This is a genomic window from Actinophytocola sp. (assembly GCF_036378875.1).
GTDB lineage: Bacteria > Actinomycetota > Actinomycetes > Mycobacteriales > Pseudonocardiaceae > Actinophytocola.
Genome location: NZ_DASUVO010000166.1, coordinates 1 through 15,591 on the forward strand (window position 1 = coordinate 1; position 15,591 = coordinate 15,591).

The 15,591-nt window shown below is 70.4% G+C and carries 17 protein-coding genes and 1 pseudogene; 6 read left to right on the forward strand and 12 right to left on the reverse strand.

Annotated elements, in window-relative coordinates:
- The 3 genes from VF106_RS51095 to VF106_RS45850 all read right to left on the reverse strand — a co-directional run.
- Nucleotides 1-306 (reverse strand): alcohol dehydrogenase catalytic domain-containing protein (locus VF106_RS51095; RefSeq protein ID WP_414639224.1); only part of this gene is annotated, 306 nt, incomplete at its 3' end.
- On the reverse strand, nt 303-437 hold the full coding sequence (locus VF106_RS45845) for a hypothetical protein (protein WP_330846372.1): 135 nt from the start codon (nt 435-437) through the stop codon (nt 303-305). The genes VF106_RS45845 and VF106_RS51095, both read right to left, overlap by 4 nt.
- Before the next feature lie 5 nt (nt 438-442).
- On the reverse strand, nt 443-1,408 hold the full coding sequence (locus tag VF106_RS45850; protein ID WP_330846373.1) for an aldehyde dehydrogenase family protein: 966 nt from the start codon (nt 1,406-1,408) through the stop codon (nt 443-445).
- 10 nt (nt 1,409-1,418) lie between these two features.
- Between VF106_RS45850 and VF106_RS45855 the strand changes: the two genes are divergently transcribed.
- From VF106_RS45855 to VF106_RS45875, 5 genes are all read left to right on the forward strand, one after another.
- Nucleotides 1,419-2,090 (forward strand): aldehyde dehydrogenase family protein, encoded by a 672-nt coding sequence (locus tag VF106_RS45855; protein ID WP_330846374.1) that lies wholly within the window; start codon nt 1,419-1,421, stop codon nt 2,088-2,090.
- 126 nt (nt 2,091-2,216) lie between these two features.
- Complete coding sequence (locus tag VF106_RS45860; protein WP_330846375.1) at nt 2,217-3,002, forward strand: IclR family transcriptional regulator; 786 nt, start codon at nt 2,217-2,219, stop codon at nt 3,000-3,002.
- 74 nt (nt 3,003-3,076) lie between these two features.
- Nucleotides 3,077-3,517 carry a YybH family protein gene (locus VF106_RS45865; RefSeq protein WP_330846376.1) on the forward strand — a complete coding sequence of 147 codons (441 nt, stop codon included), beginning with the start codon at nt 3,077-3,079 and terminating at the stop codon, nt 3,515-3,517.
- A gap of 203 nt (nt 3,518-3,720) precedes the next feature.
- A complete protein-coding gene (locus VF106_RS45870) occupies nt 3,721-4,428 on the forward strand; it encodes a hypothetical protein (RefSeq protein ID WP_330846377.1) in 708 nt (235 codons plus the stop codon).
- Nucleotides 4,429-4,871: 443 nt separating this feature from the next.
- Nucleotides 4,872-5,360, forward strand: coding sequence for a hypothetical protein (locus tag VF106_RS45875; protein ID WP_330846378.1), 489 nt, complete (start codon nt 4,872-4,874; stop codon nt 5,358-5,360).
- Between the two features lie 4 nt (nt 5,361-5,364).
- Here VF106_RS45875 and VF106_RS45880 read toward each other — a convergent pair whose 3' ends face one another.
- Together VF106_RS45880 and VF106_RS45885 are read right to left on the reverse strand one after the other, a co-directional pair.
- The gene (locus VF106_RS45880) at nt 5,365-6,684 is read right to left on the reverse strand and encodes a wax ester/triacylglycerol synthase domain-containing protein (RefSeq protein ID WP_330846379.1); all 1,320 of its coding nucleotides are present in this window, start codon (nt 6,682-6,684) and stop codon (nt 5,365-5,367) included.
- Entirely contained in the window at nt 6,681-8,060 is a 1,380-nt protein-coding gene (locus tag VF106_RS45885) for a DUF4389 domain-containing protein (RefSeq protein ID WP_330846380.1), read from the reverse strand. Before VF106_RS45885 ends, VF106_RS45880 begins: the two co-directional genes overlap by 4 nt.
- 131 nt (nt 8,061-8,191) lie before the next feature.
- Between VF106_RS45885 and sulP the strand changes: the two genes are divergently transcribed.
- Nucleotides 8,192-9,892, forward strand: a complete 1,701-nt coding sequence (gene sulP, locus VF106_RS45890; protein WP_330846381.1) for a sulfate permease — start codon at nt 8,192-8,194, stop codon at nt 9,890-9,892.
- A 76-nt stretch (nt 9,893-9,968) separates the two neighbouring features.
- Here sulP and VF106_RS45895 read toward each other — a convergent pair whose 3' ends face one another.
- The 7 genes and pseudogenes from VF106_RS45895 to VF106_RS45925 all read right to left on the reverse strand — a co-directional run.
- Nucleotides 9,969-10,859 carry a universal stress protein gene (locus tag VF106_RS45895; protein WP_330846382.1) on the reverse strand — a complete coding sequence of 297 codons (891 nt, stop codon included), beginning with the start codon at nt 10,857-10,859 and terminating at the stop codon, nt 9,969-9,971.
- A gap of 10 nt (nt 10,860-10,869) precedes the next feature.
- Complete coding sequence (locus VF106_RS45900) at nt 10,870-11,721, reverse strand: universal stress protein (protein ID WP_330846383.1); 852 nt, start codon at nt 11,719-11,721, stop codon at nt 10,870-10,872.
- A complete protein-coding gene (locus VF106_RS45905; RefSeq protein WP_330846384.1) occupies nt 11,718-12,620 on the reverse strand; it encodes a universal stress protein in 903 nt (300 codons plus the stop codon). Before VF106_RS45905 ends, VF106_RS45900 begins: the two co-directional genes overlap by 4 nt.
- A gap of 11 nt (nt 12,621-12,631) precedes the next feature.
- Nucleotides 12,632-13,606: an Acg family FMN-binding oxidoreductase gene (locus VF106_RS45910; RefSeq protein ID WP_330846385.1), complete on the reverse strand. Its 975-nt coding sequence runs from the start codon at nt 13,604-13,606 to the stop codon at nt 12,632-12,634.
- Between the two features lie 157 nt (nt 13,607-13,763).
- Entirely contained in the window at nt 13,764-14,633 is an 870-nt protein-coding gene (locus VF106_RS45915; RefSeq protein WP_330846386.1) for a universal stress protein, read from the reverse strand.
- Nucleotides 14,630-15,247 carry a CBS domain-containing protein gene (locus VF106_RS45920; protein ID WP_330846387.1) on the reverse strand — a complete coding sequence of 206 codons (618 nt, stop codon included), beginning with the start codon at nt 15,245-15,247 and terminating at the stop codon, nt 14,630-14,632. The genes VF106_RS45915 and VF106_RS45920 overlap by 4 nt, the downstream gene beginning before the upstream one ends.
- 144 nt (nt 15,248-15,391) lie before the next feature.
- Nucleotides 15,392-15,586 (reverse strand): annotated as a pseudogene (locus tag VF106_RS45925) (BON domain-containing protein); the annotation flags it as partial.
- Nucleotides 15,587-15,591: the final 5 nt, after the last annotated feature.

Consider the following 15,591-nt stretch of genomic DNA (forward strand, 5'->3'; position numbering starts at 1 on the left):
ACCGGGCATGTCTCGCCCCAACCGGAGATGCCAGCATCGGACACGATCTCCACGATCGTCGAGTCCAGGGCCGTGTGCGCGCCTCCTGCCGACATCTGGTAGGCCTTGCCGCTCAACGGCAGGTCCATCTGGTACACGTGAGCGCAGCATGTTCCGCACGAGGACTCGTTCGCCGATGCGACCGCGCGACACTCCCCCGCCGACGTCGACGATGCGGCCGCAGACGTCAGCACCCTGGACGCGCGGGAACTCGAGCGCTCTGCCCGACCACGAACCCTGTGAGTACCAGCCGATCCGCGTGTTCACGTCGGTGTTGTTGATCCCGGCGCCGCGACCTGGATGAGGACCTCACCCGCCTGGGGCTGAGGGACCGCCACGTCCGTTCGGTACTCGAGTTTCTCCAGCCCACCATGGCCGGTGAGGAGGACGGCGGCCATGGTTGTCATGTTCCGAGATACGGGTAGGTCCAGTGGAGATCCGGGTCCATGTTCTCCTTGATGAACCGGCCGCTGACCCAGCGTTGGAGGGCGGAGCCGGTCTTGTCGTTGGTGCCGGAGGCCCGGCCACCGCCGAAGTACTGCCGGCCCATGAGCGCGCCGGTGGGTTTGTCGTTGACGTAGGTCATGCCGGCCGTGTCGCGCAGCACGTCGAGGGCCTTGGCGATGGCGCCGCGCTCGGTGGCGAAGATCGAGCAGGTGAGGGCGTACGGACTGGTCGTGTCGACCAGCGGCAGGACGGTGTCCCAGTCGTCGTAGACGTAGACGGTGAGCACCGGGCCGAAAAGCTCCTCCGACATGGTGAAGGCCGTGGGGTCGGTGGTGACGAACAGGGTCGGGTCGACGAACCACCCGGTCTCGGCGCGCACTGTCCCGCCGGCCAGCAGCCGGTGGGAGTCCAGGCTCTTCGCCCTGGTGATCGCGGCGTCCAGACGGTTCGCCGCCGCACCGTCGATCACGGCACCGACGAACGTCTCGTGCTCGGTGGGATCGCCGACCCGCAGCCCGCGGACGGTGTCGACCTCGACGACGACGTCCGCGAGGCGCTGTCCCAGGTCAGGTACGGCCCGTTCGTGAGCGCGGCCTTCCTCACCAAGGAGACCGAACGCCAGCCGTGGGACGGCACCTATGCGATCGCCACCCCCAAGCGGTCGTTCAACGTGGTGCTCAACATGTCCAACAACGTGCACGGCCGCATGCGGGAACGGCACCCGGGCAGCAGCTTCATGACGTTCTCGCCCGCCGGTCTGGCCCGTCGGCTGCTGGCACAGGACGACGAGACCATCCTCGCGACCTACCTCGGCGATCTCGACCAGGTGCTGCCCGGCTTCGCCTCGCAGGTCGCCGAGGCGGAGGTGGCACGGTGGCCCGAGGCCTCGCCGTACTGCTTCCCCGGCCGCGGCCAGCTCCAAGGCCCCGGTCGTGGTCTTCGCGGACGCCGACCTGGACCTGGTCGCGACCGCGCTGCGCAGCGCGAGTTTCTACAACTCGGGCCAGGAGTGCGGCGCCGCCTGCCGCGTACTGGTGCACGAGTCGGTCGCCGCCGAGCTCGTCGACCGCCTGGTGGCGCAGGTACGCGAACTGACGGTCGGCGCCCCGGACGCGGGCGACGACATCGAGGTCGGTCCGCTCGTGTCCAAGGCGCACTACTACCGGGTGCTGGCACATCTCGACCGTGCGTTCGCCGAGGGAGCACGAGCCGCCATCGGCGGCGGCGCCTGGGACGGCACGGGCTACTTCGTCCAGCCGACCGTGCTGGTCGACGTGCCCGTCGACGCCACGTGCACCAGGGAGGAGATCTTCGGGCCGGTGGTGACGGTCGAGACGTTCACCACGGAGGACGAGGCCGTCCAGCGTGCCAACAACGTTCCGCTCGGCCTGTCCGCGTCGGTCTGGACGAGCGACGCCCGCCGCAGCCACGACGTGGCCGCTCGGCTCGACGCCGGCACCGTGTGGGTCAACTCCCACCTCGTGCTCGCCAACGAGGTGCCCTGGGGCGGCTTCAAGGGCTCAGGGTACGGACGCGACCTGTCGGTCTACGCACTCGACGACTACTCGCGCACCAAGCACGTCATGCACTATCACGGTCGCTGACCACCGGTGGGGTGCGCGCCTGGAGGTTGACCCGTGTCGACCGAGAGTGAACGCGGAGTGCGTGGTGTTACTCACGCGCTCCGCGCGCGTCTCGGCTGTTCTGTGGAGATCTGTATGTTGTCCTCTGTGAGAGAGGGTCGTGGGCAGGGCCGAGACAACTCGGTCCATTCGGTACACCGGGCGATCTCGATCCTCCAGGTGCTTGCTCGACGCGGTGACGCCGGCGTCACCGAGATCGCCAGCGAGATCGACGTGCACAAGTCGACGGTGTCCCGGCTGATCGGCACTCTCGAGTCACGAGGGCTGGTCGAACAGGCCTCCAACCGAGGTCGGTACCGGCTGGCCTACGGCGTCGTGCTGTTGGCCGAGGGGGCGAGCAGGAAGCACGACCTCACCGTGATCAGTCGCACCGTGTGCAGAGCACTCGCGGAAGAGCTGGCGGAGACTGTCGTCGTCGTGGTGCACGAGGGTCGCTCGGTGGTCACCATCGACCAGGTGATCGGCGCGTCCTCCATCACCGCCGTGAACTGGGTCGGGCAACGCAGCCCACTGCACGCGACGTCCGCTGGCAAGGTCTTTCTCGCGTACATGCCCCGCGCCGAGCTGCAGACCTACCTCGACGAGGAGCTGGAACGCCTCACCCCGCACACGATCGTCGATCCGGACAAGCTGGACAGCGACCTGGCGGTGGTCCGTGAGCGCGGCTATTCCATAGCCTACGAGGAACAGGAGATCGGGCTCGCGGCCAACGCGACACCGATCCGCGCTCACGACGGCCAGGTCGTCGCCGCCCTGGCGGTCTCCGGTCCCGCGTTCCGCTTCGGCGAGGACGTCATTCCCACCATCGCCGAACGCCTGCTGTCCGCCGCCGCGGAAATCTCCGAACGCAACGGGTATCCCAAGGCCGGCTGAGCCTCACATCTCGGAGCGCTGTTTCGTCGTACCCGTGAGAAGCCACGACGCCACACCGAAGGGGTTGAGTAGCGGTGCTCACGCAACGCGAGGCAGACGAAGCCACGATCAGGCAGCAGGTCGACGAGATAGCCGAAGGACTCCGGGCCAGGGATCTCGAGCGCCTGAAGCGGGTGTACGCGACGGATGTCGTGTCCTTCGACATCGACCCGCCGCTGCAGCATGTGGGGATAGACGCGAAGTTGAAGAACTGGGTGAAGGTGTTCACCTTCTTCCAGGACGTGGACTACGAGGTTCGCGACCTGGTGATCACCGTGGGCGACGGCGTGGCGTTCGGGCACGGCTTCGGCCGGCTCAGCGGCACGCTCAAGGACGGGACGACGACGAGCGGCATGTGGGTCCGGGCCACTCTCTGCTTCCGGAAGGTCGACGACAGCTGGTTGATCGCGCACGACCAGGTTTCCGTGCCGTTCGACGTGGGGAGCGGAAAGGGCGTCGCCGACCTCGAGCCATGACGACCAAGTAGTTTGACCACTGTGGACAAGATCGACTGAGCTAGGTACTCTCCGCTGCGGGGTCCGCCGCAAAACGCCCAGTTTGGGCTGATCCATAGCAGGAGAAGGCTTTGACCTACGCAGGCGCACACGGTTGTGATGACGTTGACTCCGCGAACTGGATTCTGCATCGCGAGTGGGTCCTGGCCCGTGAAGTGCACCCGTTGAGCGTCCGCCGCGCCGAGACCACCAGGATCGCGCTCGAGGACCTCGAGACGCCCTCGCACCACCTGCGCCTGGCACTGGGGATCGCGGCCGGCGCACTTCTCGCGGCGGGCACCTTCATCGCGTCGTCGCTCGGTGGCGCGAGCGAGGACGTGAACACCGCGGCCTCGGTGCCCGAGCACACGTTCGCGTCGCTGGAACAGCGCCTCTCCGTGACCGAGGCCGACGTTCCCGCGCCGGTTCCGGGGCCCGTGGCCGAGACGCCCGCGCCGGCTCCGGTGCACGAGGAGACCGAGCCCGCGTCGACCGAGCCGCAGGCCGACGCCGTGGCGGCGCAGGACCACGCCGCGGGGCGTGGTGAGAACCAGCACCGCAACAACACACCGGCCCCGGCTCCCGCGCCGGCCCCAGCTCCCGCGCCCGCTCAGTACCAGCAGAGCGGCCAGTGGGGCTCAGCGCCTCAGTGGGGTTCGGGCAGCCAGTGGGGTTCCGGAAGCCAGTGGGGTTCCGGAAGCCAGTGGGGCTCGGGTAGCCAGTGGGGTTCAGCTCCGCAGTGGGGCTCCGGCACCCAGTGGGGCTACGGGACTCAGCAGTGGAGCCCGGTCAGCGGGTTCGGTGCCCCGACCCCGTCGTCGTACTCGGCCGCCGCGTCGACACCCACCGGCCCGGCGATGTCGATGCTCAACCCGTTCTGCCCCATGGGGTGACCCGGCCGCCGGCTGGCGTGGTCGGGGTATGACGCCGTGCGGAACATTCCGCCTGTGACTCGCCAGTTCGCGCCCTGCCCGGACCTCGGGAGTGCCAACCTTGCGTCACCGCACATGACGCAGGAGGTGGCGGGTGGCTGTGTGGAGGCGGGCTGGGGCCGTTCTTCTCATGCTGACGCTCGTCGGTTGTTCCACGCGGGTCGGCGGTTCGCCGGTCGCGAGCACGGACCTCGAGACACCCGCCATCAAGGGTCCTGCGGAGGCCATGCTGGGCGACCTCACCACGATCGATCCGTGCGGTCTCACCGGTCTCGAGGTGTTCGACGAGTTCGGCACCGCCGCCTTTGCCGTTCCCGAGTCGTACCGACCAGGTCACCCTCCGCGTCGACGCGGACAATCTCTTCGACGCGCCAACGGACCTGTGCCCGATGGTGTCCTTCGTCATGGACAAGGTCATCGACGTGGTCGAACAGGGCCGTGTCCGGCACCGCGTTCCGGAGACCGGCTCGCTGATCCCGCTGGACGCCTGCTCGATGGTCTCCGACGACACGATCACCACCCAGGCCGGGTTCGCTGACTCGCGCCGGCGCGAGTACCCCGCACGCCACCAGTGCTGGTGGCAAACCCCGGACGGCGCGGACCGGTTCGTCATGTACCTCATGTTCAAGGCCGGCAGCTCACCAGGCGCAGTCGGAGCCGGCGGCAGGAGCACGTCGATCGCCGGGCGTGAGACGTTCGTCAACTCGTTCCCGGAAACCAACGACTGCAGCGTGACGACCGGACACATCATCTTCGACGAGATCCCCGAGTACGACCTCTCCCTGGAACAGGCCACCGTACAAGTGATCACTCCACCAGGTCGGGTGGACGACGGATGCCGAGCAGCGATCGCCGTCGCGAACGAAGTGTGGCCCCAGCTTCCCAGAGCATGAGCGGCTACAACCCAAGCATGTTTGACGAGCACGTGCGGAGCGTCGTCCGCAGTCCGTGGACGAAGACCTCCACGTCGGGGCAGGCGTCGGGGTCGGCGACGACCGTCAGGTTGAACTGGTCGATGTAGGAGAGCGCGCCGACGCCGAGCGTCACGTTCCCAACCAGTGGCACGAGGGGGAACAACGCCAGCACGGGCGCGCCGGCGATGCGCAGTGGCTCTCGGGGGCCTGGCACGTTGGCGAGATAGGTGTTCGCCCACGACTGGTGGGCCATGCGCCTGAGGAAACCGCGCTGCAGCACGGCACTGGGCATCAGCGCATCGGCGGCGGGGTGGCTCATCCTTCTGCGCACGGCGGTCTCCTCGGCGATCAGCCGCAGCCGCCGCGCCGGGTCGGCCACCCCGATCGGCAGCGGCACGAACATCGCTCCGGTCCGGTTCCCGCCGGGCCGCTCACGCCGTAACGCGACCGGCACGAACGCCCGCGGCGCCAGGTTCTCGACGGGTTCTCCCCTGGCCAGCAACAGGTCACGCAGTCCGCCGCCGATCGCGGCCAGCACGACGTCGCCGACCGTCGCGTCGTGGGCGTGCGCGATCTCCTTGACGTGGACGAGGCTGGTGCAAACGACCGTCAGTGTGCGGTGCGGGCCGAGTGGCCGGTTGAAGCTCATCCGCGTGCGCCCGGCGCCGATGTCCCGGACCGCCGGCCACGTCTGCCGCACCGCGCGCAACGTCGCCCGTGGACGCGCGAGGTGGGACGCCGTGCGGGCCAACGCCTGCCAGCGGCGGCGCAGGTTGTCGAAGAGCAGGACACGCGCCGGTGGTTCCGGGCAAGCCGGGCCGGCTGCCACGCGCTCACCGCCGAACAACTCGACCAGCGTGGCCACACCGGCGACGCCGTCGGCGATCGCGTGGTGCGCCCGGACGTAGCAGCCGACTCGTCCGTCGGGCAGGCCGGTCAGGAACCAGACCTCCCACAGCGGTCGCGCCCGGTCCAGCGGCCGGCGGCGCAGGATCTCGACAGTCCGCATCAGGTCGCCACCCGCGTCGATGACCCGCACATGGTGCTCGAGGTCAACCCGATCGGCGTCGACCCACAGCGGCCGGCCCAGCCCTGGGCGAGGCACCCGGACCACCTGGCGGAACCGGCGGCCCAGTCGTTCCTCGACGGCCGCCCGAACCAGTTCAAGCCGGAAACGACCGTCCGGGTCGACCAGGCCGGCGCCGTCGAGAACGCCGACCGCCCCGATGTCCTGTGGCCAGCCGAAGTCGTCCGGCCACAGCATGCTCATGTCCGATGCGGTCAACCGATCCACCGACGTCACGGGTGCCTCCGTGGGCGGGCGGCGAGCGCGATGAGCACAGCCCCACCGAGCAGCAGCACGACACCGGTGCCCAGGGCGACGATCGCGACCGGCGGCAGGGCCGGTGCGGTGGCGGCGAACGCGAGATCGGCGCGCACGTCCTGCTGCGCGTCGGAATTCATGACCACGAGCGACCAGTCACCGGGCCGCGGTGTCCAGTCGAGCGTCATGGTGCCGGTGCCGGACGCCGAGTCGACCCAGATGTCCATGTCTGCCGGCATGTCCGGTGGGCGAACACGCGGCATCGATCCGGCGACCGCCATGTGCTGGTAGTTCCGGTAGTCGTGGTACCGGCGGTGCGGCACGCCGTCGAGGTAGCTGGCGACGTCGGCGGTTCGGGCGATCCCGGCGAACACCGGCCTGTTGTCCGATGTGGACACCTCGATGCGCACGTCGCCGAGGATGTCGCCGATCCAGGGCCAGTCCCGGTCGACCGGCGCCAGGTCCTCGGCGTCGAAGCGCAGCGCGTAGCCGTCGTCGGCGTACAGCTCTGTCGGCGTGGTCACGTAGCCCGACGAGTCCCGGTGGGAGTCCAGCCACAGCAGTCCACCACCGCTCCCCGCCGCGCCGACCCCGGCGAGCAGAAGCAGCACGCCGACGACCACGCCGGCCGTGCGGGCCGGCGACCAGCCGGCCGGTCGTGTCTCGGGCTTCTCCGGCTCGGGTTCGGCGTGCGTGGCCGCGTCCGGGCCACCGAGGCCGAGGCGGAACGGCGGGTACTCGTCGGTCATCAGCGCCGCGTACGCGGCAACCCGCAGCACCCAGCGGTTCATCCCGATGACGAGGTCGAAGATCCCGCGCGGGTAGCGGCCGGTGAACAGCAACGCCACGCCGGCGAACACGCTCAGCAGGGCCACCAGCCCGCCGTCGAAGCCCACCCAGCGATCACCCCACTGCCACTGCGCGTATCCGCCGCCACCGGTGAAGAACGCGATCACCAGGTAGTGCGGGATCGCCAGCAGCCACCACTTCACCAGCACGAGCCCGCGGGACAGGTGCTCCGGGTAGGTGACGTCCAGTGTGGCCGGGTAGTCCGGTTCCTCCTGCAGGCTGAACGGCGGGTACCGGTCGGTGGCGAGCGCGCCGTAGCCGTAGCACCACACCCGCCACGTCCAGCGCATGACACCGAGGTTGAAGTCGAACAGCGGGCGCGGGTAACGGCCGGTGAACAGGATCGCCACCAGCGCGACGAAGGTGACGACCGGGAACGCCACCCACAGGAAGAACAACACGATCAGGTGAGGCACGAGCAGGAGCCACTTCACCAGCCACAGCCAACGGCTGGGCTCGTCGTCGAGCCGGGCGGTCAACCGCACCGGCGAGGTGTTGGTGACCACGGTCTTCTCCTTCCAGTGGTCCTACCTCCACCGTCGGCGGCGACCCGGGTGCCGGGAAGAGTCCTTTGGGAGCCGACCGACGGGCCTTTGGTCACGTATGTCCCGAGTGTCCTTCGGCTACTGTGCCCACCATGCGCGCCAATGGTCCACATCGGACCTTCCGACCGCAGGGGTTGCGACTGCTCCGCGACTACCGCCGGAGCTGGTTGCGACCGGACGCGCTCGCCGGTGTCACGGTGGCCGCCTATCTCATCCCGCAGGTGATGGCCTACGCGGACATCGCGGGCCTGGCTCCGGTCGTGGGACTGTGGACGATCGTCGGGTCGCTGTCCGTGTACATGGTGTTCGGCTCGTCGCGGCAGTTGTCGGTGGGGCCGGAGTCGACGACCGCGCTGATGACCGCGGTGACGATCGCCCCGCTCGCCGTGGGTGACCCGGCCCGCTACGCGGCACTGGCCGCCGTGCTCGCACTGCTCGTTGGCGTGCTGTGCCTGCTGGGGGCGGCGGCGCGGCTCGGGTTCCTCGCCGACCTGCTGTCGCGGCCCGTCCTCGTCGGCTACATGGCCGGGGTGGCGGTGCTCATGATCGTCGGGCAGCTGGGCAAGGTCACCGGCGTGCCCGTGCACGGCGACTCGATCGTCGCCGACCTCGGCTCGTTCGCAGGCCAGCTCGACCGCGTGCACGTCCCGACGATCCTGCTGGCCGCGGGTGTCCTGGCCTTCCTGTTGACGGCCGGGAGACTGCTGCCCAAGCTCCCCGTTCCCCTGCTCGCGGTGCTGCTGGCCACGGCCGCGACGGCCGTGTTCTCGTTGCGGGACAATGGCATCCAGGTGATCGGTACGATCCCGGCTGGTGCCCCGGCACCCGGCTTGCCCGCGGTGTCCGGCGCCGACGTCCTCGCACTGCTGCTGCCTGCGGTCGGCGTGGCGGTGGTCGGCTACTCCGACAACGTCCTCACCGCACGGTCGTTCGCCACCCGGAACTCCTACCGGATCGACGCGAACAACGAACTGCTCGCGCTCGGTGCCGCGAACGTCACGACCGGCCTGCTGCAGGGATTCCCGGTCAGCAGCAGCGCGAGCCGCACGGCCATCGGGGACAGCCTCGGCAGCCGCTCGCAGGTCCACTCCCTTGTGGCGGTCGCCGTGGTCGTGCTCGTGTTGCTGTTCGGCCGCCCGCTGCTGGCCATTTTCCCGACCGCCGCGCTCGGTGCGCTCGTCATCTACGCCGCACTCCGGCTCGTCGAGGTGGCCGAGTTCCGCCGGATCGGCACGTTCCGGCGCAGCGAGCTGGCACTCGCGCTCGCCACCACCGCAGGCGTGCTGCTACTCGACGTGCTGGGCGGTGTCCTCGTCGCGATCGGACTGTCCATCCTGGACCTACTGAGACGCATCGCCCGCCCGCACGACGGGATCCTCGGCGAGGTGCCCGGCGTGGCCGGCATGCACGACATCGACGACTACCCGGACGCCACCCGCATCCCCGGACTGGTCGTGTACCGCTACGACGCACCACTGTGCTTCGCCAACGCGGACAACTTCCGCCGCCGCGCACTGGCCGCCGTCGACGAGTCCCCCACCCCGGTCGGCTGGTTCCTGCTCAACGCCGAGGCCAATGTCGAGGTCGACATCACCGCGGTCGACGCACTGGAGGACCTGCGCGCGGAACTCACCGGTCGCGGCATCGTGTTCGCGATGGCCAGGGTCAAACAGGACCTCCGCGACCAACTCGCGACCAGCGGCCTGGTCGACCGAATCGGCGACGACCACATCTTCCCGACACTGCCGACCGCCGTCGCCGCCTTCCGCCGGGACCACCAGGCGATGCCCTGAAAGACGCGCTCGTGTCGTTGAACGTCCCGATCGCGGCTTTCTGGACACCGCGTGCTCGCCTCGCCGATTCTCCTTGCTACTCAATGGTTTCGTTGCGTACCACGGCGACCGGGCAGATCGCGTGGTGCAACAGTTGCTGGCTCGTCGAGCCGAGAACGAGGTCGCGGAACCCGCCACGCCCCCGCCGGCCGACGACCACCAGCCGCGCCGTCTGGGCGCAGCGGCGCAGTGCCCTGGTCGGCCGGTCGCGCACGACGTCCCGCTCCACCCGCACCTGCGGGTACTTCTCCTGCCAGCCGGCGAGGCGTTCTCCGAGCGTCTCCTCGGCGAGCTCGCGCTGCCGCTGCCAGTCCAGGTCCATCTCGACGCCGGGGAACGCGGTGTCGAACACGGACTCGGCGTAGGCGTGCACGGCGACGAGCGTGGCGTCCTCGGCCGCCGCCTCGGCGAAGGCGAACGCCACCGCCGCCTCGCTGGCCTGCGTGCCGTCCACCCCGACCACGACCGGTCCGGTGCCAGGCGCGACATCGGCGCCGCCGCGTGTCAGCACGACCGGGCAGTGCGCGTGGCCGGCCAGCCCGAGCGCGGTGGAGCCCACCAGGAGACCGGCGAGCGGATTGTGCCCCCGGTTGCCGAGGAAGAGCACCGACGCGTCCTCGGACTCGCGGAGCAGTCCGGTCGACACCGGCATGGCCGCCAGTTCGGTGTCCACCTCGAGCCCCGGCACGACACTGGTCGCCACCTCACGTGCCTCGCCCAGGCGGCGCCTGCCCGCGCGGCGCAGCGCGTTCAGGATCGACTCCTCCTCGGGCAGCCCGGACGGAAACCCGAACGGGAGTTCGTACATGTGGACGAGCCGCAGGGGCACGCGGTCGCGGCCCGCGCGCCGCGCGGCCTGGCGGACCGCCTGGAGCGCGATGGCCGAGCCGTCGATACCGACGACTACGGGTTTGCGGTGCGATGCCATGACTTTCTCCTCACAAGGTCGCGGGAACGGTGGCTGGTTGGGTGCGGGCGACCACCACAGGACAGTGGCTGCGGCGGATGAGGTCACGGCTCACCGAGCCGAACAGGCTGGACGCGAGCCGGCCTCGACCACGGGAGCCGAGCACCAGCAGCGCCGCCCGCCGCGAGACGGCGACGAGCGCGTGCCGCGGATCGTCGGCCACCATGTCGACCGAGACGGCCACGTCCGGATACAGCTCCCCGTACGCGATGAGCAGCCGTGCGTGTGCGGTCGCGGCGTCCGCACCGAGATGGCCGGTGGTGACACAGCGCAGGATCGTCAACGGCCGGCCGCTCCTGGCCGCCGCGACGAACCCGTAGGCGAGCGCCGACTGGGCGCTATCCGTTTCGTCGAGCGCCACCACGACGGGCGCGGACGCCGGCTGCGCCGCCCACACTCGCCGTGGCACCACTGCCAGCGGGCAGGGTGTGGTCGTCAACAGGTCGCCCGGCACGGATCCGCTGATGGCTTCGGTGAAGGGACTGGCGTCGTCCGCGCCGACGACCAACAGGTCCGCCTCCTCCGCCGCGGCACGGAGAACCGCTGCGGGCGTGCCGGTGGCGAGGTCGGTGGTGACGGTGAGGCCCGGCCAGCCGGTGGCTACCTCGTCGATCAGGTCCGAGAGCAGTCGTAGCGCGGCGGTCCACTGTGTGTCGGCGGCGTCGTTCGGGAGGTAGCGGTCGGGAGCGGCGGGTGCCGGTCTGGCGGTCACGAGCCGCAACTCGGCATGCCGGGCGCTTGCCTCGTCGGCCGCCCATCCCACCACCCCGCGTCCGTCCATGGTGGAGACGCCGGCGACGACGCGACCGAGCTCGGTGTTCACGTCTGGTCCGTTCGTGCCACCGCGACGGGGCATTCGGCGTGGTGCAACAGGGTCTGGCTCACCGAGCCCAGCCCCATGCCGGTGAACACGCCGTGTCCTCGGGAGCCGACGACGAGCAGTTGCGCGCCCGCCGCGTGCTCGAGCAGGGCACGGTCGGGCCGGTCCCGCTTCACCACGGCTCGGACCTCGATCTGGGGAAACTTGTCCCGCCACACGGCAAGCCGTTCGGCCAGCCGATCCTCTTCCTCGCTCTGGAGCCAGTCCCAGTCGACCGTGCCGGGCAGCATCGTCCACGCGCCGGCCATGTTCACGTCCAGCCAGGTGTGCACCGCCACGAGCGGCACACCGCGTGCGGCCGCCTCCTCGAACGCGAACATCAGCGCGGCGTCGCTCAGCTCGGAGCCGTCCACACCGACCACCACCGGACCGTCCGACGGCGGCACACCGTCCCGTGTGGACGAATGCATCACGACGACCGGGCAGTGCCCGTGTTCCGACAGCGCCACGGCGACCGACCCGACGAGCATCGACCGGAAACCACCCAACCCACGCGACCCGAGCACGGCCAACTGGGCGGTACGCGACTCGGTGATCAACACATCGGCGGCCACACCCGCCCGCAGGTCCGTGACCACCGGCAGTCCGGGCACAGTCCGGCGGGCGTTCTCGCTCGCCTCGGTCAGCCAGTGCCGGCCCTGGTCGAGGACCGCGGCGTGGAACCGTGGCGGAGGAACCTCCTGGCGCGGATGCCGCACCGGGTTCAGCACGCAGACGTGCACGAGCCGCAGCGGCGCGTTGCGCCGGCCGGCCTCCCGCGCGGCCCAACGCACGGCGTGCAGCGCGGACTCCGAACCGTCCACACCGACCATGATCGGCCGCTGGCCTTCGTTGACGTACATGGTCATCTCCCTCATGACTGGGTTCCGGTCCGGGTCGTGGTGACAGCACTGACCGGCCGGCGCGGGGTCTGCGCGACCGGGTGGCCGTAACCGACACGGACCACGATCTGCGGCTGGCCCGCCACGTCCAGCAACGTGCGTAGCGCGGTGCGCGTGTGCGCCACCTCCACCGGCTGGGACAGGAACGACACACTCAGCCCGAGGACGGTGGCGGACAGCAGCACCCGCTGCAGGGCGAGCCCGGCGTGGAGGTGGTCGCGTGGGGTGTCACCGTGGGTGGTCAGCATGGCCACCAGGGGTTCCTGCTCGAACGCCCGTTCCACAGTGGACCCGGGATGGAACTGTCGCGGCGTGAGCAGCGAACCGACGGTTGGTCGAGGCCCGCCCGCCGAACGCGGCACACCATCCTCCGCGGGGTTCGCGTCCCGGTCCGCCCACGCACGCAGCTCGCGTTGGAAGGCGGGGTCGGTCTCCTGGAGGTGGTCGGCGCGGCGCAGCAGCGTGGCGAACGTGTCGAGCTTCTTCGGCGTGTCCAGCACGACCAGCCGCGCCCGCTCGGCCGCGGCGGCGCGCACCAGCACGGTGCGGTGTGCCAACGGAACGACCCGATCCGTGAACGGCCGGCGGTTGGTCACTCGGCGGGCGACGACCTGTGCGAGCGTGGCCTGCTCCGGCGCGACGGGCCGGGAGCCGCTCACCCGCAGCACCGCGAGGAGGTCCGGCCTGCCGGCGTCCGGCAGGAGATCGATCACCGCGCTCCGGCCGGCGGCCTCGATCGCGAGTCGCAGGTTGAACAACGCGGCGCCGCAGGAGATCCGGGCCTCCCGTGCCATCGGGTCGACCACCGGGAGCACCCGCTCCCGGTCGAGGTGCAACTCCACGAACGGCGGCGCGACCACGAACCGCCACGGTTGGGTGTTGTGCACCGACGGTGCCCGGACCGCCGCGCGCAACGCCTGCTCGATCACTGGGTCGGTGCTGTTCATTGAGGACTCCTGCGCGTACGGGCCCTTTTCGGGGCCGGGTGTTCAGCATGACCCTCGGACACCCGGTGGCGGGAGCGGCGGAGGTCCCCCGTCCGACAGGCCCAACGTCGCCCGGCGAAAGGACTTGCGACCTGTGCCGGCTCCGACGTGAATGCGTTCAGTCCTCTCGGGACGATCCGGTGCGGACCACCGCGACCGGGCACGGTGCGTGCTGAAGCAGATGCTGGCTGGTCGAGCCGAGCAGCAGCCCGCGGAAACCACCTCGCCCTCGGGTGCCGACCACGACCAGCTGTGCGCCATCGGCGTGCCGCAGCAACGCACTGGCCGCACGATCCCGGCTCACGTGCCGGCTGACCGGCACGTCCGGGTACTTCTCCTGCCAGCCCGCGAGCCGCTCACCGAGCAACTCCTCCGCCTGCGCGGCCAGAACCGAGAAGTCGAGCTGCGCCGCCCCACCCGCGAAGGCCGCCTCCAGGACCAGGTCGGTCCACGTGTGCACGGCGACCAGGCCGGTCCCGCGGATCGACGCTTCGTGGAAGGCGAACGCGATCGCGGCCTCACCCAGCGGGGTGCCGTCCACGCCGACCACCACCGGGCCATCATGACCGTTGTCCGTGCCCCGAACAGTGACGACCGGGCAGTGTGCGTGCGCGGCGAGTTCGACAGCGGTGGAGCCGAGGAGCAGTCCGGTGAACCCGCCGAGTCCCCGCGACCCGAGCACCACCAGTGCCGCGTGTGTCGACTCCTTCACCAGCGCCGGCACGGCTGCGGCCTTGACCTCGACCACCTCGGTGGCCAACCCTGGCGCGGCCTGCCGGGCCTGTTCGAGCCACGACCTGCCCTGCTCGGCGAGTGCTGCCCGCAGGGCGTCCGAGTCGACGAACCCGGGTGGATACCCGGTGGGGATCTCGACGGCGTGCACGAGGCGCAACACGGCACCACGCCGTGCCGCCTCGTCCGCCGCCCAGCGAACCGCGTGCAGTGCGGACTCCGACCCGTCGACGCCGACCACGACCGGCGCGCTCATCGATCGTCCCCGTCCCGGGCGGCGAAGGCGGTGGCCCGGACGACGCCGGGCACCGCCTCGGCGAGGGTGGTGGCGACGTGGCGGTCGGTCTCGTCGTCGAACTGGTCGCCGATCGACACCATCCCGTCGTGCACCTCGACCTGCCAGCGCCGGTCACCGCCGTAGATCTCCAGGCGGTGCCGGACGTCCTCGGCGATGGTGTCGTCGTCGCGGGCGATGACCCGGACGATGTCGCGTCTGGTGACGATGCCGATCAGCCGTGACCCGTCCACGATCGGCATGCTGCGGTGGCCGGCGTCGAGGAGCGTCCTGGCCAGGACGGCGACGTCGGTGCCAGGGCCCATCGCGACCACGGGCGTGGTCATCACCTCCCCGACGGTCGTGGTGGCCACGGTCGGCATCTGCTCACCGGGGTGGCAGAGCGCTCTCGGGTCGCGCGGGACGCGGTCCCGCACCAGGTCCGCCTCGGTGACGATCCCGATCAACCGGTACTCGGCGTCGATGACGGGGAGGGCGGTGAAACCGCGGGCGGCCAGGAGCGCGGCCGCTTCCTTGATCGGCGTCTCCGGCCGCACCGTCATCACCGGAGTCGTCATGATGTCTCGTGCACGCATGTCTCTTCCCTCGCAGGAACGTAGTAGGAAGGGGACGGTGGGTTCGCACGCTCTGGGCTGGGCGCCGTCGTCGAAGACGTAGCCGAGCCGGTCGGCCACCTCCACCACGCCGGGCACCGCCCGCACCCGCTCGGCGATCACGGCCCGCGTGCTGCGCCACTCGACACGGCCGAGCAGGAGCACGATCCCGTCCCGAACGCTGACGTTCACCTGCCGCTGGTCGGGTCGTGCGGCCAGCACGTGCTCGACGTCCGCGCGGATCACGTCGTCGTCCCGGAGGTAGGTCGTGAGCAGGTCCCGCCGCGACAGCACACCGACCAGCCGGCCGCGCTCGGTCACGAACA

Coding starts and splice junctions, on each gene's coding strand:
- VF106_RS45845 (WP_330846372.1), bottom strand. CDS start 437: ATGGCCGCCGTCCTCCTCACCGGCCATGGTGGGCTGGAGAAACTCGAG.
- VF106_RS45920 (WP_330846387.1), bottom strand. CDS start 15,247: ATGCGTGCACGAGACATCATGACGACTCCGGTGATGACGGTGCGGCCG.
- VF106_RS45875 (WP_330846378.1), top strand. CDS start 4,872: ATGGACAAGGTCATCGACGTGGTCGAACAGGGCCGTGTCCGGCACCGC.
- VF106_RS45915 (WP_330846386.1), bottom strand. CDS start 14,633: ATGAGCGCGCCGGTCGTGGTCGGCGTCGACGGGTCGGAGTCCGCACTG.
- VF106_RS45895 (WP_330846382.1), bottom strand. CDS start 10,859: ATGGCATCGCACCGCAAACCCGTAGTCGTCGGTATCGACGGCTCGGCC.
- sulP (WP_330846381.1), top strand. CDS start 8,192: ATGCGCGCCAATGGTCCACATCGGACCTTCCGACCGCAGGGGTTGCGA.
- VF106_RS45910 (WP_330846385.1), bottom strand. CDS start 13,606: ATGAACAGCACCGACCCAGTGATCGAGCAGGCGTTGCGCGCGGCGGTC.
- VF106_RS45905 (WP_330846384.1), bottom strand. CDS start 12,620: ATGTACGTCAACGAAGGCCAGCGGCCGATCATGGTCGGTGTGGACGGT.